Below are 23233 nucleotides of genomic sequence, written 5' to 3' on the forward strand. Positions count from 1 at the left end.
CGCCTGTTGAGCCCACAACTGGCGGGGCCGCGTCAACTCGCAGAGGTGAGGGCCCACACACCTGCCGCCAGGCAGACGAGGGCGACTATCAGCACCGGCACCGCGATCTTCAGTGGCGGGCCGGGCTTACGCATGGGCGCTGCGGGCGGCGCGGGCGCGGGTGCGGGCGGCGTGCCCGGTGCCGGCGGGTTCGGCTGCCCGGCGACGGGCTGCTGGGCGGGGGCCGGGGCGGGCGGCTGGTAGCCGGTGTAGGGACGGGTGCCGTCGCCCGCGTCGGGGGCGTAGGGATGGGCCTGCGTCTCACCGGTGGGTATGGCGGCCGGTGGCACCGGCGGTTGCAGCGGGAAGCTGCCGGTGGGCGAGGGCTGCGGCGGGGCAGGCGAGGGCTGCAGCGGCCCGGGCGCGGGCTCCGCAGCAGGCGCGACGGCAGCACCGCCAGGGGCGGCACCGCCACCAGCAGCACCGCCACCAGCGGCACCGCCACCAGCCGCGGCACCACCACCAGCGGAAGCGGCGGGGGCGACAGCCGCGGTGCCGAGAACCGCGGTGTCCGGGGCGCCCGGGGTGCCCGCTTCCGGCGTGGCGGCGGCGCGCAGCGGCCCGTCCGGGCCGAAGCCCTCGGGCAACGGGCCGAGATGGTCGAAGACCTCGACCGCCTCCTGCTCCAGCGTCGCGTCCCGGTCCAACAGCTCCGCCGCGCTCGCCAGCGCCTTGCGGGCGCCTGTCGCGGTGCGGAACCGCCCGGCGGGGTCGGGCTGCAACAGCTGCCCCAGCACCTGCCACAGCGGCTCGGGAACGCCCTCCGGTGCGGCGGGCATCCCGTTCTCGTACTGCTCGAAAAGCGCCTGTGAGTCCGGCTTTCGGCCGGTGAGCAGATAGAGCCCGACCAGCCCGACCGCGTACAGGTCGGAGGGGAAGTCCGCTTCGGCCTCCAGCATCTGCTCGGGCGCGAAGTAGCCGGGCGTACCGACCACGTAGTTGGTCTCGGTCAGCCGGGGCTCGCCCTTGCGCATGGAGATGCCGAAGTCGGACAGCCGCAGATGTGGCCGTCCGGTGCCGGTGGGCTCGAGCAGGATGTTGGCCGGTTTGATGTCCCGGTGGATCACATCCTCGGCGTGCACGGCGGCCAGGCCGGAGAGCAGCTGGTCGAGCAGAGTGCACACGAACGTGGGGGGCAACGGTCCGTAGTCGCCGACGAGATGGGCCAGCGAACCGCCGCGCACCAGATCCATGGTGAACAGGACCTTCTCGTCGTCGGCCGCCCAGCTCGCGGGTGCCAGCACGTGCGGGTGGTCGATGCGCAGGGCTTGTTCGCGGACGAAGCGCAGCAGGGTGTGGGCGTCGGACTGCTGGAGCACCTTGGCGGCCACATACCGTCTGCGCCGGTGGTCCCAGGCCCGCCAGACCATGCCGACGCCGCCGCGTCCGATCGGATCGACCAGCTCGTATCTGCCGGCGAAGATCTCTCCCATGGTGCTGCGCCTGCCCCTTGCTTCCGCTTTGTGCGTTCTGTCCGATCAGTCGGGGTTCGACCGTTGATCAGCTCTGGTGCGCTTCGTAGTGCTTGACGGCGTCCGAAGTGCGGCCCGCACCGTAGACCCTGAGGAACTCTGCCAGCTCCGGGTGGGAGGGGGCGAGCGCGTTGGACGCCTCGATGATGTCCGCTGCGTCCGAGACCGAGCGCAGCAGGGCCTGGATCTCCCGTACGACGCGCTTGACGGGGGTCTGGGAGGCGCCGGAGGAGGAGGTCTGCGTGGTGTGGTTGAGCACATTTCCGCCCGCGGTGCGCCGGATCTCGTCCATCCGGTTGGTCGCGTCGGCCGCGCTGACATCGCCGCGCGATACCTCGGCGGCCAGCTCCTGGAGGGCCTGGACGCGCTGGACGACGGCGGGGTTGCCGATCTTTGCCCGCTGCCCGCTCATGAGCTGCGAAAGCATAGGCGCGGACAGTCCGAGCACTGTTGCGAGGCGCGCCTGGTTGAGCCCCAGGTCCTCGATCAGGCGGCGGAAGAGAGTCCCCAACGGCTCGCCGTACCACTGACTCTGGAGCTCGCGCGCTTTCGCTGTCGGGTCCTGTGCTGCTGCGTCCATGGCGTCTCCCCTGGGCTGCCCTGTTTCACTTCGCTCGCGCGAACTTGCCGTGCATCCTACGGACGGTGACAGGGGCGGGGCGATACCCGGTCGGAATTCGCCCACAGGAGCCGGTACGCTGGTGCCCGACGGGGCCATAGCTCAGTTGGTAGAGCGCTGTCTTTGCATGGCAGATGTCAGGGGTTCGACTCCCCTTGGCTCCACTCGGCTGAGGCTGACGTGTGTCCGCGCAGAGCGCGGACCTCGTCGGCCTCGTTGTCTTTGCTCGGCTTCGCCTCGCGTTGCGGGGGCTTCGCCACCCGCACCCCCTGGACGTCGGTCGGGCCCTCACAGAACGGTCGGGCCCTCACAGGTGTGGTTCCGGGTCGGGGCGGGTCGCCCAGGTCACCACGTGGTCGCGGTCGGCATGCAGTGCGCTGCGGAAGAGCGCCTCGTACGCGGCGTCGCCCAGCTGGGCCCGGGCCGCGGCCTGGCCCTCGTCGCGGAGCGGGGCCACCTCGGGGGTGCCGCGCTGCGGGTGCCCCACCATCTCCCAGTGCTGCACCGCTGCGCCGTACGCGAGGGCGGCCCGCTCCGCTTCGCCCTGCTGGGCCCAGGCGGTTGCCAGCAGCTCCAGGCCGAGAGCGATACCGAAGCGGTCGCCGATCCGCCGCTTGGCGTCGAGCATGTCCCGCGCATGCGCACCGGCCGCACCCGCGCGGCTCTCGAACAGCGCGATCAGTGCCAGCTGGTAGTCGGTGTACGAGCGGGTCCAGTACTCCCCGAGCCGTACGCACTCCCGGCGCAGCGCCTCGGCCTCGCGGCGGGCCTCCTTCAGCCGCCTCGCGCCGGTCAGCGCGAAGGCCCGCACCAGGCGGCACAGGACGTCGCCGAACGCGGGCGGCCGGCGGTCTTCGGCGTCCGCGTCCCGCAGCGCCGCGTCGGTCGTCGCCAGGGCCGCCAGCGGGCGTCCGGTCAGCAGCGCGGCGAGGGCCTCCAGATAGGCGGCCTGGCGCAGCCCGTCCTCGTCGCCGGAATCGGTTGCCGCCTGCCGGCTCAGCTCGGCGAAGGTGCGGCCCGCCTCATGGTCGCCCTGCAGCAGCCTGGCCAGCCCCAGTGACCACAGCCCTCGCGCCCGTGCCGCGCTCGGCCCCTGGGCGCAGCCCAGCGCCAGCTCCAGATAGTGGTGGGTTTCGTAGAGGTGGCCGCAGCACACCCAGAAGAACGCCACGTTTCCGGCCAGCTCCAAGGCCGCCGCGGGGCGGACGCCCAGCAGGAACCGCAGCGCCTCCAGCACGTCGTGGTAGAGCTCCTCCAGCCGCTCGTACCACGCCTGCTGGCGGGCCCCCAGCCATTCGGTACGGGCCTGCCGGGACAGTTCCACCACCGCTGTGGCGTGCCGGTCGGCGACGTGCTCGGTCTCGCCCAGCTCCCGCAGCCACATCCGGCCGTACTCGCGGATGGTCTCCAGCAGCCGGTAGCGGCCGGCCTCCGCCATGACGACCGACTTGTGCACCAGCCCGGCCAGGCAGGCGCGCAGCTCTGCGGGGTTCAACGGGCCGCCCGCGCAGACCCGTTCGGCGAGGTCGGCGTCGAAGCTGCCGGGGAAGACGGTCAGCCGGGCCCACAGCAGCCGTTCGGTGGGGCGGCACAGCTCGTGGCTCCAGCCCACCGCTGTCCGTACCGCGCTGTGCCGTGCGGGCCGCCGGGGGCTGTCGGCGGGGTGCGCGGGGCCGTCGGGCAGGTCCAGGCCGGAGCGGACCCGGTCCGCCGTCTCGGCCAGCGTGCGGTGCCGAAGCTGTGCCGCGGCCAGCTCCAGGGCGAGCGGCACCCCTTCCAGCCGGGCGCACAGCCGAGCTGCGAGCCGCTGGTCACAGACCTCGCGCAGCGGTCTGCCGACGGCTTCGGCGCGCTGTCCGAAGAGGGTCACCGCCTCGGTGGCGGGCGCGAGCGGCGGTACGGGCAGCACGGCCTCGCAGCGCATGCCCAGCGGCTCCCGGCTGGTGGCCAGCACCGTCAGGTTCGGGCACGCGGTCAGCAGCTCGCCGACCAGGTGCCGGCAGTGCGGCACGAGGTGCTCGCAGGAGTCGAGTACGAGAAGCACTGCACGGTCGGCCACCCAGCCGCACAGCGCGTCCAGCGGTATGCGGGGGGTGTGGTCCGACAGGCCGAGGGCGTCGGCCACCGTGGCGGCGAGCAGTTCGTCGCTCCGCAGCGGCCACAGGTCGGCCCAGTAGATGCTCCGGGACTCCTCGGGCGGGGCGGCGCTCAGGGCGTGCAGCGCGAGCCGGGACTTCCCCACTCCGGCTCCGCCGACGAGGGTCACCAGTCGGTGCTCCCTGAGCGCTCCGGTCAGCCGCGCCAGTTCGGCCGCCCTTCCGACGAACGAACTCGTTTCCTCAAGGATGTTCTGCTGCTGCACAGGTTCAGTTTTCACGGCCGGTCGGCCCGTAGTCCGCCACTTCGGTGTTTCTCCGGATGCGGAGAACTCGTGAGAGTGAGGCGTCAACTCGCAAGCAGAATTGGGTTTTTACACTCGTTCGGGTGACGATGCAGGGGTGGCGCAGCGCCACCCCCAAGGCCCCTGCCTATGCTTACGGGCCGATTTCCCCCGGACTCCTACGGTCACAAGGTCATACGTGAGGGCACCGATGGCACCGCACCCGGACGAGAGCGGCCGCAGGCTGTCCTCCACCGAACGAGAGGAGCCCTGGGCGGCGGGCGAGGAGCGCTGGGCCGCGGACGCCGCCGACGAGGAAGAGGGCCCGGCCGGCACGGTGCTCACCCGTACGGAGCACGGCCGTACCGTGGTCGAGCTGCACGGGGAGATCGACCTCGCGGTGGTGCTCGAGACCACGCCCCAGCTGTACGCGCTGACCACCGCTGCTGCCCCACGACTCGTCGCCGATCTGCGGCCCGTCACCTTCATCGACTGCAGCGGTCTGGCCCTCCTGGTGGACATCCGCTCCCGGGTGCTGGCCAGCGGCGGCACCTTCACCCTGGTGTGCGCCGATTCACGGGTGCTGCGGCTGTTGCAGATCACGGGGCTGTCGGACGTGCTGGCCCCGGTGCCGTCCCTTAAGGACCCGGGGAGCGCGCGGGGCCCGATGAGTCCGTGGGACCCGAGGGACGCGGAGGACGGCGAGGTCACAGCCAGGGGGCGGGAGAGCTGAATCTCCCGCCCCCTGGCGTCACCGGCCGCTACTTCTTCTTGTGGCCGTCCTCGGACTCCGCGTCCTCCTGCTTGGCCTTGACCTCCGGATCGAGCCCGCTTTCCCCGCTCTCGGCGGGTGAGCCGTTCACACTTGAGAGCGACGCCCGATCACCGACCTCCGTCGCGGCCGGCGGCTCGACCAGCCAGTCCGGGTTCGCCTGCCGGTCCCACCAGCGCCAGGCGGCATAGGCGCCGCCCGCCACCAGTCCGACCAGGCCCGCACGCAGCAGGAACCGGCCGGTGCTGGAGCGCCTGCGGCGGCGGCGCGAGAGCTTCTCGATCTCCTCGACCGTCACCTGACCGCGCAGCGCGGCCACGGCGGCGGCCCCGCGCTGCACCGCTTCCTCCCGGGCTGGTCCGGCGGCGGCGCGGGCCTCCGTCACCGCGCTCTCGATGCGTGGAGCCGCGTAGTCCGCCGCCTTGCGGGCGGCCTTACGGGTGCGCCTGGCCGCGCGGCCCGCGGCGACCTCGACCTCGGGCGGGAGGGCGTCACGAGCCTGGGCGACCCGGGGGCCGACGTAATGTTCGTATCCTTCGCGGGCGGAGTGGCGGGCCTGCTCGGCGGCCTTGGAGACCTTCGGCCCGAGCCGCGCACTCGCCTCCTGCGCGTAGCGCGCCGCGGTGTCCTTGGCCTGGCCCGCATGGGGCTTCACCACCTCCGCGGCGTGGCGCACGCTCTCCTTGGCGGTGCCGGTCGCAGCGCGCACGCTTTTCCTGGCGGTCACGGTTCCTCCTCCTCGGTGGCTCATGACTCGGGTGCAGTCTCTCCGGCAGCCTCTGCGGCTACGGAGGACAGGAAGTCGTTTTTCCACCTGTTTCGAAGATCATGCCTGCCTGTGCTCTGCCCGGCATCTCCCGGTCGGGCATCCGGGTCAGCCGCTTGCTCCAGCGTCCGTGGGAGGATCGGGGGAGTCAATGCAGACAGATGGAAGGTAGATCGTGGCTGAGCAACTCCACGCCACCCTGAAGACCAACCACGGCGACATCCGCGTTCAGCTCTTCCCGAACCACGCGCCGAAGACGGTCAAGAACTTCGTCGAGCTCGCCGAGGGCTCCCGCGAATGGACGAACCCGGAGACGGGGGAGAAGACCACGGCGAAGCTGTATGACGGCACCGTCTTCCACCGGGTGATCAGCGGATTCATGATCCAGGGCGGGGACCCGCTGGGCAACGGCACCGGCGGCCCGGGATACGAGTTCGGCGACGAGATCCACCCCGATCTCGCCTTCACCAAGCCGTACCTCCTGGCCATGGCCAACGCGGGGCCGGGCACCAACGGGTCGCAGTTCTTCATCACCGTCGGCGCCACCAGCTGGCTGACGGGCAAGCACACCATCTTCGGCGAGGTCAGCGACAAGGCCGGCCAGGAAGTGGTCGACAAGATCAGTAACACTCAGACCAACCCCCGCACCGACCGTCCGCTCCAGGACGTCGTGCTCGAATCCGTCGTCATCGAGCGGCAGTAGCCGTCACCGGAGTCGTCACCGAGCGGCAGCAAGCGAACGGCGGGGAACCGCACGCCCCACCCGTCCGTATTCAGGGCGGGTGGGGCTGGTGCGTACGGACACTGGAGGGGTGAGCGTGGAGCAGGACGGACAACCCGGGGGCGGGGCCGAAGGGCGGGCGCCGCAGCACTGCTACCGGCACCCCGACCGGGAGACGGGAATTTCGTGCACGCGCTGCGAGCGGCCGATCTGCCCCGAGTGCATGGTGCCGGCCTCCGTCGGATTCCAGTGCCCCGAGTGCGTCCGCTCCGGCTCGGGGACCGGACACCGGCCGGGCGCCAATCGGCCCAGGACGGTAGCGGGCGGCCACGTCACGGAGGACTCGCGGCTGGTCACCAAGGTGCTGCTGGGCATCAACGTCGCCGTTTTCATCGCGGTGCTCTCGGTCGGCGACCGGCTGCTGGACGAGCTGCTGCTCTTCGGCAAGGCGGTGACCGAGCCGTACGGCCCGCTGGAGGGCGTCGCCGAGGGGCAGTGGTACCGACTGCTGACCTCGATGTTCCTGCACCAGGAGATCTGGCACATCGCGATGAACATGCTCGGGCTGTGGTTCCTGGGCCCGCCGCTGGAGGCGGCGTTGGGCCGGGTGCGCTTCCTGGGGCTGTATCTGCTCTCCGGGCTCGGTGGCGGCGCGGTCACCTATCTGCTGGTGGCGCCGCAGCAGGCGTCGCTGGGCGCCTCCGGCGCGATCTTCGGACTGTTCGGCGCGACGGCCGTGCTGATGCGGCGGCTGCGCTACGACATGCGGCCGATCCTGATCCTGCTGGCGATCAACCTGGTCTTCACCTTCACCTGGGAGAACATCGCCTGGGAGGCGCACGTCGGCGGCCTGGTCACGGGCATACTGCTGGCCTACGCGATGGTCCACGCGCCCCGCGAGCGCAGGGCGTTGGTGCAGTACGGCGCCTTCGCGCTGGTGCTGGGGCTGGTCGTGATGCTGCTGGTGATCCGGACGCTCCAGCTCGGCTGAAGCACCGCTGAGCAGGCGCGGAGCCCGGCGCCTGCGGCTGCCGCCGACCCGGTGGACAACCGGGTGCCGGACCCCTCGTAAGGTGCTCGAAAGAGGGCCCGGCCCCGGGTTGTCCACAGCGAGTGCGGAATCTTGTGCATGGAGTGGCCCGTCCGGGGCCACCCTCGCTCAGGTGTGCGTTTCCCTTGCGATTGCTTGGCCGACCAGGACTCTCCGTGCGGCCCAAGCGATCACATCGGCGTCAACGCCCGGAAAGTTATCCACAGATCTTGTGAGTTTTCCAAGGCTGTGGATCAGCCTGTGGATAACTCTTATTTCCACTGGGTGGAGACGACGAAGCCGGTGGCGATGAAGCCGAACCCGACCACGATGTTCCAGTTGCCCAGCGACTCGACGGGAAGCGATTTGTTGGTGACATAGAACACCACGATCCAGGCGAGGCCGATCCCGAACATCGCCAGCATCAGGGGCGCCACCCAGCGGCGGCCACCACCACTGCTCAGATCAATCTTGGTGGCCTGCTTCTCCGGCGGGGGCGTGAAGTCCGCTTTCTTCCGGGTACGTGACTTCGGCACGAGAGACTCTCCTGTCGATGCTCTGCTGACCGCCGTACGGCCCACGGGACGGTGGTCCGTTAGCGTAGTGCTTTCCCAGGGCGGAGGGAGACAAGGGTACGGTGACCAGATCGTTGATCCGGCCTGCACGGCTGGCCGCGATAGGCGTCTTCGCCCTCGCGGGACTCATCTTCTGGGTCAGCTTCAACACGGCGCAAGGGACGAACATCCGCAGCGACAGTTCCATGCTGCGGCTCTCCGACCTCATCCAGGAGCGCAGCAGACAGAACACCGAGCTCGACAGCCAGGCCGCAGGGCTCCGCCGTCAGGTCGACAGACTCGCCAGGCGCGACGACGGCAGCACCCGGGACGAGGACCGCAAACTCGGCGCGCTGGAGGAGCAGGCCGGCCTCAAGAAGCTCTCCGGCCAGGGGCTGACCGTCACCCTCGACGACGCCCCCACCAACGCCACCGCCAAGGTCCCCGGGCTCCCCGACCCCGAACCCAACGATCTGGTCATCCACCAGCAGGACCTCCAGGCCGTCGTGAACGCGCTGTGGCAGGGCGGGGCCAAGGGCATCAAGGTCATGGACCAGCGGCTGATCTCCACCAGCGCCGTGCGCTGCGTCGGCAACACCCTCATCCTGCAGGGCAGGGTCTACTCCCCGCCCTACAAGGTCAGCGCCGTCGGCGACCGGGAGAAGCTGCACGCGGCCCTCGACAAGGCCCCGGCCATCCGCAACTACCTCGAATACGTGGATGCCTACGGACTCGGCTGGAAAGTCGACGAGCACAAGGCACTGACTCTTCCCGGCTACTCCGGCACAGTGGATCTCCGGCAGGCCAAGCCCCTGGAGTGACCGTGCGGGAGTGAGACGGCGTGGCGTTACGAGCGGTCGTTCGAAGCCTCAGCGAGCTGTGCATCACCGTCGGCATCCTGATCGTGCTCTTCGTCGTCCATCTCCTCTACTGGACGGGACTGCGCGCCGACAGTGCCTCCGACGACGAGATCGCCCGGCTCCAGAAGGAGTGGTCGTCCGGCCCCGTGGACGGCGGCTCCGGCGAGGGGGAGACCGGCGGCGCGGACGCGTCACCCAATGGTGGCCAGGACGGCGGACAGGCACGGGAGGGCAACGGCAGCGGCACCGGTGCACCCGGGCGGAGCGCGGCAGGCGTCGGCTACCGGGACGGCAGGTCCTTCGCCGTCATGTACATCCCCCGCTTCGGCCGCGACTGGTCCCGGCCCGTCCTGGAGAACACCCGCGCGACGACGCTGCGCAAGGGCCTCGGCCACTACACCCGCACGGCGGGCCTCGGACAGCGGGGCAACTTCGCGGTGGCCGGCCACCGCCGTACCTACGGAGACCCCTTCAAGGACTTCCCGAGGCTGCGCCCCGGCGACCATGTCTACGTCACCGACGGTGGCACCTGGTACACCTACACGCTCACCCGGCGCCCCTACCGCACCCTGCCAGGGGACACCGGAGTGCTCGATTCCGTTCCCGCGCCGGTCAACAAAGCCGCCACCCCCTTCGACCGCCCCGGCCGCTACCTCACCCTCACGACCTGTGATCCGGAGTGGGGCAGCAGCCACCGGCTGATCGCCTGGGCCCGCCTGGACGCCACCCGCCCGGCCGGCGAGGGGAGGCCGGACGCGCTCCAGGGCTGACGCCGTACCCTGACGCCGTACTCTTGGGTGGGCCGAACGGCACGCGTGCCCGGTGTGGCGCAGGAGGAGAGAGGACGGCATCGCGGGATGTACGGCTGGATCTGGCGGCATCTGCCGGGCAACGTGTACGTACGCGCACTGATTTCGATGGTGCTGGTGGTCGGGGTCGTCTTCCTGCTCTTCCAGTACGTCTTCCCGTGGGCGGAGCCGATGCTCCCGTTCAACGACGTGACGGTGGACGGCGCGGCCGACCACATCACCGGACTCACCGGCACAGTCCCCGGAGGTACGGCGTGAGCGCCCGCATCCTGGTAGTCGACAACTACGACAGCTTCGTCTTCAACCTCGTCCAGTACCTCTACCAACTCGGCGCCACCTGCGAGGTGGTGCGCAACGACGAGGTCGAGCCGCAGCACGCCGAAGAGGGATTCGACGGCGTACTCCTCTCCCCCGGCCCGGGCGCGCCCGAGGAGGCCGGGGTCTGCATCGGCATGGTGCGGCACTGCGCGACCCGCGAGATCCCGGTCTTCGGAGTGTGCCTCGGCATGCAGTCGATGGCCGTTGCCTACGGCGGTGTCGTCGGCCGGGCCCCGGAACTGCTGCACGGCAAGACCTCGGTGGTCTCCCACGAGGGCGCGGGCGTCTTCGCCGGGCTGCCCTCGCCCTTCACCGCGACGCGCTACCACTCGCTGGCCGTACGCGGCACACTCCCCGCCGAGCTGGAGATCACCGCCTGGACGGCGCCCGGTGGCGCAGCGGTCGACGGTGCCGATCTGGTGATGGGGCTGCGCCACCGCGAGCTCCCGGTCGAGGGCGTGCAGTTCCACCCCGAGTCCGTCCTCACCGAGGGCGGCCACCGGATGCTGGCCAACTGGCTGGTGCGGTGCGGGGACGCCGGGGCTGTGGAGCGCTCCGCGGGACTGGGGGTGCCGCGCGGAGCCGGATTCGGGACGGTCACGGGGTGACCACGGGCCACGGTGACGGCACAGGGGCGGGAGGGTACGGCTCCGACTCGGAGTACGACCCGTACCGTGCGGCCGTCGACGCCCTCGCCGACCCGCTCAACGACCCCCTTCCGGGCCAGCAACCGCAGCAGCAGCCGCCGCAGCCGGAGGTGACGCCGCAGCCGGGCCCGGTGGCGGCTGACGCCCTGTACGGGGCGGAGGCGGACCAGGAACCCGCTTGGTACGCGGCGGCACCGCGCGAGGCGTACGACGAGCCGTACCAGCCGTACGAGGCGTACGTGGAGCCCGTACAGCAGGCGCAGCAGCAGCCCCAGCCGCAGCCGCAGCAGCCTCAGCCGGTACAGCCGCCTCAGCAGGTACCGACGCCGGCTCCGCGGCAGCCGGACCCGCAGCAGTTCGTACAGGAACCCGACTTCGGCCGGCCGCAGGTGCCGGAGGGCGGGCACGACCCGTATGCGGCCGGGCGCTATCAGCCCTCCGAGCCCGAGACGGCGCTCGGCGGGGAGCGGGGCCGCACGGAGGACGGCACCACCGTGAGGCTGCGGAGGCCGCATCTGGAGGCGTTGGCGCGGCGGACCGGCGTCGAGGCACCCCGCGGGCGCCCGCACACCGAACGCCCGCCCGGACCCTCGCGGTTGGAGGCACGCAGGGCGGCCCGCGCGCTGCGGCCCGGGCCCGGCATCATCGCCAGTCGTGCCATCGGCGAGGTCTTCATCACCTGCGGTGTGCTGATGCTCCTCTTCGTCGCCTACCAGCTGTGGTGGACCAATGTCCTCGCCAACCAGCAGGCGGGCGGCGCCACCGACCAGCTCCACAAACAGTGGGACGAGCACAAGCCGGGTGACGGCACGGATCCGCGCAAGGCCGGTGCCTTCAAACCGGGCGAGGGCTTCGCGATCATCCACATGCCGAAGATCGACGTCACCGCGCCCATCGCGCAGGGCATCTCCAAGACGAAGGTGCTCGACAAGGGCATGGTCGGCCACTACGACGAGAAGCCCCTGAAGACCGCCATGCCGTGGGACAAGAAGGGCAACTTCGCGCTCGCCGGGCACCGCAACACCCATGGCGAACCGTTCCGCTACATCAACAAGCTGAAGTACGGGGATGTCGTCGTGGTGGAGACGCAGTCCAAGTACTACACGTACAAGGTGACGCGCCAGCTTCCGTCCACCTCCCCGTCCGACACGGGGGTGATCGGCCCGGTTCCGCCGAAGTCGGGCTACACGAAGCCCGGTCGCTACATCACGCTGACGACCTGCACACCGGAGTACACCTCGAAGTACCGTCTGATCGTCTGGGGCATCATGGTGGACGAACGTCCGCGCAGCAAGGGCAAGCCGGACGCGCTCGTCGACTGAACCCCGACGACGGGCGGGCCCGGGGCGATGACCAGCGAGAAAGCGGCGGAGGCGGCAACAGGTGAGCGAGGGCGAGCGGAACACTTCCGCTGAGGAGACCGCCGAGGAGGCGGAGTTCACCTCCGGTGAGGGCTCCGGTGCTTCTGACAGCGCCGGTTCCGCGGAGCCCGGCGCCGACTCCGCGGGATCCGGCCGTCCGTCCGCGTCGACGCCGCGCCGGGGGCTGATAGCCGGCGCGGTCGGCGTCTTCGGCGAACTCCTCATCACCGCCGGGCTGGTGCTCGCGCTGTTCGTCGTCTACTCGCTGTGGTGGACGAATGTCCTCGCCGACCGGCAGGCCAGGAAGGAGAGCGACCGCGTCCGCGAGCACTGGGCCGCCGACCGCGGCCCCGGAAACCTCGACACCCGGGACGGCATCGGCTTCCTGCACGTGCCGTCGATGTCGTCCGACGACATCCTGGTCAAGAAGGGCACCGACCCCAAGGAACTGAACCAGGGCATCGCGGGCTACTACACCAAGCCCGTCAAGTCAGCGCTCCCGCAGGACCAGTCCGGCAACTTCTCCCTCGCCGCACACCGGGACGGGCACGGGGCGAAGTTCCACAAGATCGACAAGATCGACAAGGGCGATCCGGTCGTCTTCGAGACGAAGAACACCTGGTACGTGTACAAGGTGTTCAAGACCCTGCCGCAGACGTCGAAGTACAACGTCGACGTGCTGGACCCGATCCCGAAGGGCTCGGGCATGAAGCAGCGGGGCCGCTACATCACCCTCACGACGTGCACGCCCGTCTACACCTCGCGCTACCGCTACATCGTCTGGGGCGAGTTGGTCCGCACGGAAGACGTCGACAAGGACCGCACGCCCCCTGCGGAGATCCGTTGAGCGAGCGCGGTGTTGAGGCCGTCGCTTTTTCCGCCGGACCCTGTACGCCGTGATTGCGCGCCGTCGCGCTGGGGGATATGAGGGGGCTTCGCCCCCTCATATCCTGAGACGAAGGGGGTGAGGGGGCGAAGCCCTCAGCGGCGGAGCTAGCCGAAGATGCCGCCGTCGCCGCCACCGCCGCCGTCGCCCTCGTCGGGGCCGCCGGGGCGGGTCATGATGTCGATCTTGTCGCCCTTCTTGCCCTGGGAGTTGGGGGGCGGGGTGGTGGTCACGACGAGGGCGTTGCCGCCTTGCGGACCATGGATGGTGCCGACGGTGAACCCGGCGTCTTGGAGGGCCTTCTTGGCGGCGGGGAGCTTCTGGTTGGTGACGTCCGGCACGGTGGCGGGCTCGTCGGCGGGCGCCTTGGCGACGGTCAGCGTGACGGTGCTGTCCTCCGCCTGCTTGGTGCCGGGCCCCGGGTTCTGCTTCAGCACGGTGCCGGCGGCCTTGGTCTCGTCGTCCTGTTCGGTCTTGGAGACCTTGAAGCCGAGCGCTTCGAGCTGGGACTTGGCCTTGTCGTAGGGCTGGTCGACCACGTTGGGCACGGTGGGCCGGGACTCGGTGGCCACGGTCAGCGTGACCGTGGAGCCCTTCTTGGCCTTCTCACCGGCGCCGGGGTCCTGGCCGATGACCGTACCGGCCTGCTGGTCCTCGGACTCCTGCTGCTTCTTGGCGACCTTGAAGCCGGCCTCTTGGAGCTTCTGCTTGGCGTCGGCGTAGACATCGCCCTCGACGCCCGGAACGCTGCGGGGCGCCTTGTCCCGCGGTCCCTTGGACATGATCATGTTGACGGTGGTGTCGGGCTCGACGCTCTCGCCGACCCCCGGGTCCGTCTTGCAGACGGTGCCCTTCTTCTCGTCGCAGAAGATGCTGTCGCCCTTGGTGGCCTTCAGCCCGGAGTTGCCGATCTGGTCCTCGGCCTCGGACGCGGACAGCCCTGTGACGTTGGGCACATCCACATCGTTGTTGGGCGAGTCGAGCAGCGCCTTGCCGACGAAGATCGCGCCGACGAGCACCAGGATCACGGCGAGCGCCAGCAGGATGGTCGACCACGGGTTCCTGCCCCTGCGACGGCTGTGCTGATCGTCGTAGTAGCCGCCGTCCTCCGAGCGCATCGGCGGCAGCATGGAGGTCTGCGGCTCCTGGGCGCGCAGTGCTGTGGTGGGCTGGTCCTCCGGGTAGCCGCCGGCGCCCATCGCGGCGGCGGCGACGGGCTGGCCGTCCAGGCACGCCTCGATGTCGGCGCGCATCTCGTCGGCGCTCTGGTACCGGTAGTCCGGATCCTTGACCAGCGCCTTCATCACGATCGCGTCCATGGCGGGCGAGATCTCGGGGTCGAAGGCGCTGGGCGGCTGCGGCTCCTCCCGTACGTGCTGGTAGGCGACCGCGACCGGGGAGTCGCCGATGAACGGCGGCCGTACGGTCAGCAGCTCGTACAGCAGACACCCGGTGGAGTACAGGTCGGAGCGGGAGTCGACGGTCTCGCCCTTGGCCTGCTCGGGCGAGAGGTACTGGGCTGTGCCGATCACGGCGGCCGTCTGCGTCATCGTCATACCGGAGTCGCCCATGGCGCGGGCGATGCCGAAGTCCATGACCTTGACCTGGCCGTTGCGCGTCAGCATGACGTTCGCGGGCTTGATGTCGCGGTGGACGATGCCGTTGCGGTGGCTGTACTCCAGCGCCTGGAGGATGCCGACACACATCTCCATGGCCCGCTCGGGCAGCAGCTTACGGCCGGAGTGCAGCAGCTCCCGCAGCGTGGAGCCGTCCACGTACTCCATGACGATGTACGGGATGGAGACCCCGTCGACGTAGTCCTCGCCCGTGTCGTACACCGCGACGATCGCCGGGTGGTTGAGCGAGGCTGCCGACTGGGCTTCGCGGCGGAAGCGGGCCTGAAACGAGGGATCGCGGGCGAGGTCGACGCGGAGCGTCTTGACCGCGACCGTACGGCCCAGCCGGGAGTCCTGCGCGAGGTAGACCTCGGCCATGCCTCCGCGGCCGAGCACCGAGCCCAGCTCGTACCGGCCGCCTAGGCGACGCGGCTCTTCCATAGTCTCCAGCCCTCTCCGGTCTTCCGTGCCGCGGCGCGTGAAACTCCCCCAGCCTTCGGCCGGGCGGTGCCCCCAGGCTTGCGACACGGCGGTGTGCTGCTCGGCATACGGTACCCGCCACAGGGTGCGTGCCTGATGTGGCCGTGGTGACCGGGCTCACCCGATGCTGCTGGCGTGCGTCACTGCTTCCCGTCGAGGACGGCCTCCATCACGCTCTTGGCGATGGGGGCTGCCAGCTTGCCGCCTGCAATGTCGCTGCGGAGTGTGTCGGAACTCTCCACCACGACAGCGACAGCGACGGGAGATCCGTCACTCGTCTTCGCGTACGAGATGAACCAGGCGTACGGATTGTCCTTGTTGTTCTCGCCGTGCTGTGCGGTACCGGTCTTGCCACCGACCGTGACGCCGGGGATCTTGCCCGACTCTCCGGTGCCCTTCTCGACGACCGTCTCCATGGCCGACTGAAGCTTCTGTGCGTTCTCCGGCGAGACCGGCTGGCTCAGCTCCTTGGGCTTGGTCTGTTCGACCACGTTCAGGTTCGGCGCCACGAGCTGGTCCACCATGTAGGGCTTCATCAGCTTGCCGTCGTTGGCGACGGCGGCGGCGACCATGGCCATCTGGAGCGGAGTGGCGCGGTTGGACGCCTGGCCGATACCCGCCATGGCGTTCTGCGGCCGGTTGTCCTTGGGGTAGATGCTGGGCGCCGGCCGGACCGGGGTGTCCTGCGAGTCGTCGTTCTGGTCGCGGTTGAAGCCGAACTTCTCGGCCTCCTTCATCATCTCCTCGTTGCTGAGCTGGTCGCTCATCTTGGCGAAGACGGTGTTGCAGGACCACTGGAGCGCGACGCGGACGGAGGCGTTCTTGCAGGCCGGGTTGTTGCCCTCGTTGCCCAGGTTCTTCTGGGTCTGCGGCAGCCTGTACGGGTCTTCCGAGTCGGTCTTGGAGTCCAGGTCGTACTTGCCGCTCTCCAGCCCCGCCGCCGCGGTGACGACCTTGAACGTCGAGCCGGGCGGATAGGTCTGCCGCAGCGCCCGGTTGAGCATCGGGTCGTCTTCGTTGTTCTTCTTCTGCAGCCCGTTGAACGCCTTGCTGTCCTTCTTGCTGGTGCCGGAGAAGGCGGACGGGTCGTAGGAGGGCTTGTTGGCCAGCGCGAGGATGGCGCCGGTCTTCGGGTTGATCGCCGCGACCGCGCCCTTCTTGTCACCGAGCCCGTCGTAGGCGGCCTTCTGGGCCTTGGCGTTGAGCGTCGTGACGACGTTGCCGCCCTTCTGCGGCTTGCCGGTGATCATGTCGATGGTGCGGTTGAAGAACAGCCGGTCGTCGTCGCCGGTGAGTATCGGGTCGTACAGCTTCTCCAGCTGGTTGGCACCGAACGCCTGCGAGGCGTAGCCGGTGACCGGCGACCACAGCTTGCCGTTCTTGTAGGTGCGCTTGTACTTGAAGTCGTTGCCGTTGACGACCGTGGAACCGGTGACCGACTTGCCGTCGACGATGATGTTGCCGCGCGGCTGGGCGTAGCGCGCGATGTCGACCCGTCTGTTCTTCGGGTCGGTCTTGAGCTCGTCGGCCTGGACGAACTGCAGCCAGTTGGTCCGTACAAGGAGGGCCAGAACCAGCAGACCGCAGAAGATCGCGATGCGGCGCAGGGGCTTGTTCACGGTCGGACCACCTGAGTCATCTCGGCGTCGGGTGACGGGGCGGGCGCGGGCGCCGGACGGCGGGCGGTGTCGCTGATCCTGATCAGGATGCCGAGCAGTGCCCAGTTGGCGAGCACCGAGGAGCCGCCGGACGCCAGGAACGGCATGGTCATACCGGTCAGCGGGATCAGGCCCATCACGCCGCCCGCGACGACGAAGACCTGGAGCCCGAACGCGCCCGAGAGGCCGACCGCCAGCAGCTTGCCGAACGGGTCACGGGCGGCGAGCGAGATACGGACCCCGCGCTCGACGATCAGCCCGTAGATGACGAGAACCGCCATCATGCCGGTCAGCCCGAGCTCCTCGCCGACCGTGGCGAGGATGAAGTCGGAGTTGGCGGCGAAGCCGATGAGGTCCGAGTTGCCCTGGCCCCAGCCGGTGCCGAGCACCCCGCCGGAGCCGAATGCCCACAGGGCCTGGGCGATCTGGTCGCTCTGCGCCATCGTCTCCTTGGCGAAGGGGTGCAGCCACGCCTGGACGCGGTCCTGCACATGCGGCTCGAACGTGGCCACCGCCGTGGCGCCGCCCGCCGACAGGAGCAGACCGAAGACGATCCAGCTCGTGCGCTCGGTGGCGACGTACAGCATGATCACGAAGAGACCGAAGAAGAGCAGCGAGGTGCCCAGGTCCGTCTCGAAGACCAGAATCATCAGGCTCAGCGCCCAGATGACGAGGATCGGCCCCAGGTCCCGGCCACGCGGCAGATACAGCCCCATGAAGCGGCGGGAGGCCAGCGCCAGCGCATCGCGTTTCACCATCAGATAGCCCGCGAAGAACACCGCAAGGATGATCTTCACGAACTCGCCGGGCTGGAGGTTGATGAAGCCCAGGTTCACCCAGATCCGGGCGCCGTTCACCGGCGGGAAGAACATCGGCAGGACCAGCAGGACCAGGCCGACGGCCATGGAGATGTAGGTGTAGCGCTGCAGCACCCGGTGGTCCTTGAGGAACATCAGGATCGCCACGAACAGCGCCAGCCCGATCGCCGAGTACAGCAACTGCTTGGGGGCGTCCGGCGTGAAGGCGCCGAACAGGTCCTCGGCGCGCTGCTGCAGCCGCTCCGACTGGTCCAGCCGCCAGATCAGCACCAGGCCGAGCCCGTTGAGCAGGGTCGCCAGCGGCAGCAGCAGCGGGTCGGCGTACGGCGCGTACCGGCGCACCACCAGATGGCCGACTCCCGCCAGCAGCACCATCCCGCAGCCGTAGCCGAGCATGCCCGAGGGCAACTCGTCGTGGATGGCCAGTCCCACATTGGCGTACGCGAAGACCGGGACGAGCACCGCGAAGATGAGCATCGCCAGCTCGGTGTTGCGGCGGCTCGGCAGTCCGCCGGAGGACACGGTGGTGTTGCTGCCCGTGTTGGTGAGGTTGCTCATGCCTGTGCCGCCCCCTACGGCCCGGTGCACTGCTTGGCCAGCTCCTGCTGCTTCTCCGAGAGTTCGGGGCTCGGCGAGGGAGTGCTGGAGGCGGCGTCAGTGGTGTCGTTGGTGGAGCCGGAGGTGAAGGCGGCGTTGTGGGCGGTGCCCACACCGGCGGTGCCCTGGCCGACGCCCGCGGTACCGGTGCCCGTACCGGCGGTGCCGGTGCCGGTGCCGCCGTTGGTGGCCGCGTCACCGGGCGTGTTCTGCTCGTCCTTGCGCTGCTTTTCGGAGTCCTTGTTCCCGCCCTTGTCCCCGGGCTCCTTGGGCTGCTTCTTCTCCTCGGCGACGATCTTGCAGACCTTCGCCTGCTCGCTCAGCTCGTCCAGCTTGTCGCGGGCCTCGTCCTTGCTGCCCATCGCGATCGTCTCGCGGAGCTCCTTGCGCTGGAAGCCGGCCAGGTACTTGAGTTCGATCTCGGGGTGGTCCTGGTCGACCTTGTGCAGCTTGACGCCCGCCAGCTCCTGGTTGATGCCGCGGTAGAGGGCGACGTGGCCCTCGTTGGAGCCGACGTAGTACTGCGTCTGCGTCCAGCGGTAGCCGCCGTACAGTCCGCCGCCGGCCACGGCCAGCGCCAGCGCGATCCACAGCGAGCGCTTGAGCCAGCGCCCCTTGCCCTTGCCGGGCTTGGCGAAGTCCGCGTCGGTGTAAGGGCCGAAGGCTCCGGGGGGCGCCCCCGGGTCGGCGTTCGGGGGGCCGAACCCTTCCGGAGCGCCGGGCTGGCCCTGCTGCGGCACTCCGCCGCCGCGCCCCAGTTCGGCGGCGCGGGCCGCGGGGGTGCTGCGGGCCGCGCTGTCGCCGCCCAGCGGCTGCTGGCTCTCGGCGACCGCGCCCACGATGATGGGGGTGTCGTTGAGCTGGCCGTGCAGGGTGTCCTCGGGGCCGAGGGCGTCCACGTCCAGCACATCGGCGACGATGCAGGTGATGTTGTCGGGGCCGCCGCCGCGCAGCGCGAGCTGGATCAGCTCCTGCACGGTGTCCTGCGGGCCGTGGTAACTGGCCAGCGTCTCTTCGATCGTCTGGTGCGAGACGACTGCCGAGAGCCCGTCCGAGCACAGCAGATAGCGGTCGCCGGCCCGTACTTCGCGGATCGACAGGTCCGGCTCCACATGGTCGCCGCTGCCCAGCGCCCGCATCAGCAGCGAGCGCTGCGGGTGCGTGGTGGCCTCTTCCTCGGTGATCCGGCCCTCGTCCACCAGCCGCTGCACCCAGGTGTGGTCCTGGGTGATCTGCGTGAGCTGGCCGTCCCGCAGCAGATAGGCGCGGGAGTCGCCGACGTGTACGAGGCCGAGCCGTTGGCCCGTCCACAACAGCGCGGTCAGCGTGGTGCCCATGCCCTCGAGCTGGGGGTCCTCCTCGACCATGACGCGCAGTTGGTCGTTGGCGCGCTGCACGGTCGTACCGAGGGAGGTGAGGATGTCCGAGCCGGGGATGTCCTCGTCGAGCTGGACCATCGCTGAGATCACCTCGGAGGAGGCGACCTCGCCGGCGGCCTGGCCGCCCATCCCGTCGGCGACCGCGAGCAGCCGTGGACCGGCGTAGCCGGAGTCCTCGTTGTGCTCGCGGATCATGCCGTCGTGTGATCCGGCCGCAAAGCGCAGTGACAGGCTCATGCGCACCTCGCCCGTCGGCTCCGGGTACATCCGCACGGTGCCCACCCTCCGGTCGTCATGTCGGTACTACTTCCGCAGCTCGATGACCGTCTTGCCGATACGGATCGGCGCTTCGAGCGGGATCGGCGTCGGTGTGGTGAGCCGGGTCCGATCGAGATAGGTGCCGTTGGTCGACCCGAGATCCTCGACGATCCACTTTCCGTCACGGTCCGGGTAGATCCTGGCATGCCGGCTGGACGCGTAGTCGTCGTCCAGCACGATCGTGGAGTCGTGCGCGCGGCCCAGCGTGATGGTCTGCCCCTGGAGGGCCACGGTGGTGCCGGTGAGCGACCCCTCGGTGACGACCAGTTTGGTGGGAGCGTTCCGGCCGCGCCCGCGCCTGCCGCCGCTCTGCGGGGGCTGCTGGGGCTGGGGCCGTTGCGCGGGGCGCTGTGCTTCCGCCCGCCGGGCGGTGCGCTGAGTCACCCTGGTGCCGAACAGGTCACTTCTGATGACCTGGATGGACACGATGACGAACAGCCACAGTACGGCGAGAAACCCCAACCGCATGACCGTGAGGGTCAGCTCTGACATTGCCCCCGCTTCACCCTTCGGCTTGCCGGTAAATGATCGTGGTACTGCCCACGACGATGCGTGAGCCGTCGCGGAGCGTAGCGCGCGTGGTGTGCTGTCCGTCTACCACGATTCCGTTTGTGGAGCCCAGATCCTGGATCGAGGAGGGGTTTCCCGCGCGGATCTCGCAGTGGCGGCGCGAGACCCCGGGGTCGTCGATCCGCACGTCGGCCTCCGTGCTGCGGCCGAGCACCAGGGTCGGGCCGGAGATCTGGTGGCGGTTGCCGTTGATCTCGACCCAGCGCCGCGTCTCGGTGCCCGGCAGCGGGCCCGCGCCGCTGGACGGACCCGGCGCATAGGTGGGCGGGGCCGTGGGCGCGGGCGGCGCCGAAGCGGGCGGCGGCGGATAGCCCGCACCCGCACCCGCACCTGCGGCGCCGGCCTGCGTCGGGCCACCGCGCTGCTGTGGCTGCGAGGTGCTGGAGGCGAGGGTGCGGCTGCGTACGCGGTAGAGGCCGGTGTCGAGATCGTCGGCCTTCTCCAGACTGACCTTGATCGGGCCCATGAACGTGTAGCGCTGCTGCTTGGCGTAATCCCGCACCATGCTGGCGAGTTCGTCGCCGAGCTGGCCCGAGTAAGGGCTGAGTCGCTCGTAGTCCGGCGGGCTGAGTTCGACGACGAAGTCGTTGGGGACAACCGTGCGCTCGCGATTCCAGATTGTCGCGTTGTTGTCGCACTCCCGCTGGAGGGCGCCCGCGATCTCCACGGGTTGCACCTCGGACTTGAACACCTTCGCGAAGGTGCCGTTCACGAGACCCTCGAGTCGCTGCTCGAACCGCTTCAGTACTCCCACGACGCACCTCCTTCCCAGATGCTCTCCGACCTAGTGCCTGCTTCGTGCCTAGTGCCTGGTGCCTGCTCGCATGCCTGCTTCGTGCCTGGTGCCGTGCTTCGTACCTGTTTCCCAGTGTCCGGGATCCGGGCACGACGCTTCTGCGGTACTGCTTACTGATCGTATCCACGCGCGAGGAAATCGACTGGTTCCCCACCGGGGCCCGGTGCTCAAGTGTTGCCCCTCACAGTGGTCCGCGCGTGCCCCCGCCCACAGTCGCTCGTACCGCTCTACACCCTCGCATGGATAGTAGAGCGCCCGCGCTGGGTCCCGCACCGAGTGTCCTGCGGAGGGGGTCCGAGCAGGGGCGGAATACGGATGTGAGTCCACCCCGGACAGCGTGCTAATCTTCTGGATGTCGGCAGGCGCCCCACCGGGCGAAGCGACAACACCCGATGCGCGGGTGGCGGAATAGGCAGACGCGCTGGATTCAGGTTCCAGTGTCCGAAAGGACGTGGGGGTTCAACTCCCCCCTCGCGCACAGAAGAAGGCCCCCACCGGGTTCCGGTGGGGGCCTTATCTCTGTCTGCTCGCAGTGCTCGCGCCGTGACCCTTCGCATTGGGGCCCCGGGCGAACCTGCCGTCTCAGGCGGCGAGCTGGGTCGCGAGGGTCTTGCCGCGGGTCTGGGCCGCCTCGTGCGCCTTGGCGCGGGACTCCCTGGCCAGGTCGATGAGCTTTTCCATGCCGGGCGTCGTCTCGGCCAGCGTGAGCTCCGGCACGATGAACTCGACATCCAGCCCGAGGGTGCCCTCGCCCAGCACCTTCTCCAGGTAGGGCAGTACGAATTCGAAGCTCTCGCGCGGGGTGCCCGGGCCGTAGCCGCCGCCGCGGCTGGCGACCACCGTGGCCGGCTTGCCGGCTGCCGTCGGGTTCTCCGTGCCGGCGGTGCGGCCCATGATGATCACGTGGTCCAGCCACGCCTTGAGGGTCGAGGGAACCGTGTAGTTGTACATCGGGGCGCCGATCAGCACCGCGTCCGCCTGCTCCAGCTCGGTGGTCAGCTGCTCGCGCAGTGCGAAGGCGGCAGCCTGCTCAGCGGTGTGGTTCTGGGGAGGTATGAAGCCTGCGGCCGCGACCACGTCCTGCAGATGCGGGATCGGGTCGGCGTTGAGGTCGCGGTAGATCACCTTTCCGTCCGGGTGCTGGGCCTCCCATGCCTCGCGGAAAGAGGCGGTGACGGAGCGGGAGGCGGAGGCACCGTCCGGGTGGACCGAGGTGTCGATGTGCAGGAGGGTGGCCATGGGGGACTCCTAGTGATTCGTAAGCTGTCGAACTTTCCGACGTAACTAGTTATAACACAGCCACTTACTTTTCTGCACCTACTTGCCCGCACGCAGTACCCTGGTGGCATGTCAGAGCTTGGAGAGATGCGCGACCTGCCGCCGGAGCGCGCCACGGCCGCTGCGGTCTGCACCGAGCCGGAGAGCGCCATCACGCGCGTCTTTCACCTGCTCGGCAAGCGGTGGACGGGGCTGATCCTGGCTGCGCTGATGAGCGGCCCGGGACACTTCGCCGAGCTGCGCCGTGCTGTGCCGGGCATCAGTGAGCGGATGCTCTCCGACCGGCTCACCGAGCTTGCGGCCTTCGGCCTGGTCTCCCGGTCCGTCGAGGAGGGCCCGCCGCTGCGGGTCAGCTACAGCCTCACCGACTCCGGGCACGCCCTGCGGCCCGCCATGGTCGAGCTCACGCGCTGGGCGGACGGTCACCTTCCGCTGTCGGCCGCTTCCTGTCCGGAGGCGTTCCGGGAGTGACCGGAGGCGTTCCGGGGG

At 69.7% G+C, this 23233-nt stretch carries 22 protein-coding genes and 2 tRNA genes; 12 read left to right on the top strand and 12 right to left on the bottom strand.

What is annotated here, in order from left to right; genetic code table 11:
- Positions 1–32: 32 nt before the first annotated feature.
- Complete coding sequence (locus ACTWP9_RS32220) at positions 33–1472, bottom strand: serine/threonine protein kinase (RefSeq protein WP_443249862.1); 1440 nt, start codon at positions 1470–1472, stop codon at positions 33–35.
- A 67-nt stretch (positions 1473–1539) separates the two neighbouring features.
- Positions 1540–2091, bottom strand: coding sequence for a helix-turn-helix domain-containing protein (locus ACTWP9_RS32225; RefSeq protein ID WP_443249863.1), 552 nt, complete (start codon positions 2089–2091; stop codon positions 1540–1542).
- Between the two features lie 130 nt (positions 2092–2221).
- Between ACTWP9_RS32225 and ACTWP9_RS32230 the strand changes: the two genes are divergently transcribed.
- A tRNA-Ala gene (locus ACTWP9_RS32230) sits at positions 2222–2294 on the top strand.
- A gap of 143 nt (positions 2295–2437) precedes the next feature.
- Here ACTWP9_RS32230 and ACTWP9_RS32235 read toward each other — a convergent pair.
- Positions 2438–4492: an ATP-binding protein gene (locus tag ACTWP9_RS32235; RefSeq protein WP_443249864.1), complete on the bottom strand. Its 2055-nt coding sequence runs from the start codon at positions 4490–4492 to the stop codon at positions 2438–2440.
- Between the two features lie 229 nt (positions 4493–4721).
- On the opposite strand from ACTWP9_RS32235, the gene ACTWP9_RS32240 reads away from it, so the two are divergent.
- Positions 4722–5243 carry an STAS domain-containing protein gene (locus tag ACTWP9_RS32240; protein WP_443249865.1) on the top strand — a complete coding sequence of 174 codons (522 nt, stop codon included), beginning with the start codon at positions 4722–4724 and terminating at the stop codon, positions 5241–5243.
- 28 nt (positions 5244–5271) lie between these two features.
- Here ACTWP9_RS32240 and ACTWP9_RS32245 read toward each other — a convergent pair whose 3' ends face one another.
- Positions 5272–6009 (bottom strand): DUF5324 family protein, encoded by a 738-nt coding sequence (locus tag ACTWP9_RS32245; protein ID WP_443249866.1) that lies wholly within the window; start codon positions 6007–6009, stop codon positions 5272–5274.
- 214 nt (positions 6010–6223) lie between these two features.
- On the opposite strand from ACTWP9_RS32245, the gene ACTWP9_RS32250 reads away from it, so the two are divergent.
- Together ACTWP9_RS32250 and ACTWP9_RS32255 are read left to right on the top strand one after the other, a co-directional pair.
- Complete coding sequence (locus ACTWP9_RS32250) at positions 6224–6751, top strand: peptidylprolyl isomerase (protein WP_443249867.1); 528 nt, start codon at positions 6224–6226, stop codon at positions 6749–6751.
- Between the two features lie 109 nt (positions 6752–6860).
- Positions 6861–7760, top strand: coding sequence for a rhomboid family intramembrane serine protease (locus ACTWP9_RS32255; RefSeq protein ID WP_443249868.1), 900 nt, complete (start codon positions 6861–6863; stop codon positions 7758–7760).
- A 311-nt stretch (positions 7761–8071) separates the two neighbouring features.
- Here ACTWP9_RS32255 and crgA read toward each other — a convergent pair whose 3' ends face one another.
- Positions 8072–8335, bottom strand: coding sequence for a cell division protein CrgA (gene crgA, locus ACTWP9_RS32260; protein WP_443249869.1), 264 nt, complete (start codon positions 8333–8335; stop codon positions 8072–8074).
- Positions 8336–8436: 101 nt separating this feature from the next.
- Here crgA and ACTWP9_RS32265 point away from each other — a divergent pair, with 101 nt between their 5' ends.
- The 6 genes from ACTWP9_RS32265 (at position 8437) to ACTWP9_RS32290 (ending at position 13195) form a co-directional block, all read left to right on the top strand.
- Positions 8437–9174: a DUF881 domain-containing protein gene (locus ACTWP9_RS32265; protein WP_443249870.1), complete on the top strand. Its 738-nt coding sequence runs from the start codon at positions 8437–8439 to the stop codon at positions 9172–9174.
- A 20-nt stretch (positions 9175–9194) separates the two neighbouring features.
- Positions 9195–9983 carry a class E sortase gene (locus ACTWP9_RS32270; protein ID WP_443249871.1) on the top strand — a complete coding sequence of 263 codons (789 nt, stop codon included), beginning with the start codon at positions 9195–9197 and terminating at the stop codon, positions 9981–9983.
- An 87-nt stretch (positions 9984–10070) separates the two neighbouring features.
- A complete protein-coding gene (locus ACTWP9_RS32275) occupies positions 10071–10280 on the top strand; it encodes a hypothetical protein (protein WP_443249872.1) in 210 nt (69 codons plus the stop codon).
- Positions 10277–10948 carry an aminodeoxychorismate/anthranilate synthase component II gene (locus ACTWP9_RS32280; RefSeq protein WP_443249873.1) on the top strand — a complete coding sequence of 224 codons (672 nt, stop codon included), beginning with the start codon at positions 10277–10279 and terminating at the stop codon, positions 10946–10948. Before ACTWP9_RS32275 ends, ACTWP9_RS32280 begins: the two co-directional genes overlap by 4 nt.
- Complete coding sequence (locus ACTWP9_RS32285; RefSeq protein WP_443249874.1) at positions 10945–12309, top strand: class E sortase; 1365 nt, start codon at positions 10945–10947, stop codon at positions 12307–12309. Before ACTWP9_RS32280 ends, ACTWP9_RS32285 begins: the two co-directional genes overlap by 4 nt.
- Positions 12310–12370: 61 nt before the next feature.
- The gene (locus tag ACTWP9_RS32290) at positions 12371–13195 is read left to right on the top strand and encodes a class E sortase (protein ID WP_443249875.1); all 825 of its coding nucleotides are present in this window, start codon (positions 12371–12373) and stop codon (positions 13193–13195) included.
- Positions 13196–13341: 146 nt separating this feature from the next.
- On the opposite strand, the gene pknB is transcribed toward ACTWP9_RS32290, so the two are convergent.
- From pknB to ACTWP9_RS32320, 6 genes are all read right to left on the bottom strand, one after another.
- A complete protein-coding gene (gene pknB / locus ACTWP9_RS32295) occupies positions 13342–15291 on the bottom strand; it encodes a Stk1 family PASTA domain-containing Ser/Thr kinase (RefSeq protein ID WP_443249876.1) in 1950 nt (649 codons plus the stop codon).
- 179 nt (positions 15292–15470) lie between these two features.
- Positions 15471–16949, bottom strand: a complete 1479-nt coding sequence (locus ACTWP9_RS32300) for a peptidoglycan D,D-transpeptidase FtsI family protein (RefSeq protein WP_443249877.1) — start codon at positions 16947–16949, stop codon at positions 15471–15473.
- Positions 16946–18364, bottom strand: coding sequence for an FtsW/RodA/SpoVE family cell cycle protein (locus ACTWP9_RS32305; protein WP_443249878.1), 1419 nt, complete (start codon positions 18362–18364; stop codon positions 16946–16948). Before ACTWP9_RS32305 ends, ACTWP9_RS32300 begins: the two co-directional genes overlap by 4 nt.
- Before the next feature lie 14 nt (positions 18365–18378).
- Complete coding sequence (locus tag ACTWP9_RS32310; protein ID WP_443249879.1) at positions 18379–20064, bottom strand: Stp1/IreP family PP2C-type Ser/Thr phosphatase; 1686 nt, start codon at positions 20062–20064, stop codon at positions 18379–18381.
- A 21-nt stretch (positions 20065–20085) separates the two neighbouring features.
- Entirely contained in the window at positions 20086–20592 is a 507-nt protein-coding gene (locus tag ACTWP9_RS32315) for an FHA domain-containing protein FhaB/FipA (protein WP_443249880.1), read from the bottom strand.
- 10 nt (positions 20593–20602) lie between these two features.
- A complete protein-coding gene (locus tag ACTWP9_RS32320) occupies positions 20603–21424 on the bottom strand; it encodes an FhaA domain-containing protein (RefSeq protein ID WP_443249881.1) in 822 nt (273 codons plus the stop codon).
- Positions 21425–21860: 436 nt separating this feature from the next.
- On the opposite strand from ACTWP9_RS32320, the gene ACTWP9_RS32325 reads away from it, so the two are divergent.
- Positions 21861–21944: transfer RNA gene (locus ACTWP9_RS32325), tRNA-Leu, on the top strand.
- A 104-nt stretch (positions 21945–22048) separates the two neighbouring features.
- Here ACTWP9_RS32325 and ACTWP9_RS32330 read toward each other — a convergent pair.
- A complete protein-coding gene (locus tag ACTWP9_RS32330; RefSeq protein WP_443249882.1) occupies positions 22049–22705 on the bottom strand; it encodes an FMN-dependent NADH-azoreductase in 657 nt (218 codons plus the stop codon).
- 108 nt (positions 22706–22813) lie between these two features.
- On the opposite strand from ACTWP9_RS32330, the gene ACTWP9_RS32335 reads away from it, so the two are divergent.
- On the top strand, positions 22814–23215 hold the full coding sequence (locus ACTWP9_RS32335) for a winged helix-turn-helix transcriptional regulator (protein ID WP_443249883.1): 402 nt from the start codon (positions 22814–22816) through the stop codon (positions 23213–23215).
- Positions 23216–23233: the final 18 nt, after the last annotated feature.

The organism is Streptomyces sp. 3N207, from assembly GCF_052246355.1.
In the GTDB taxonomy this organism is placed as follows: domain Bacteria; phylum Actinomycetota; class Actinomycetes; order Streptomycetales; family Streptomycetaceae; genus Streptomyces.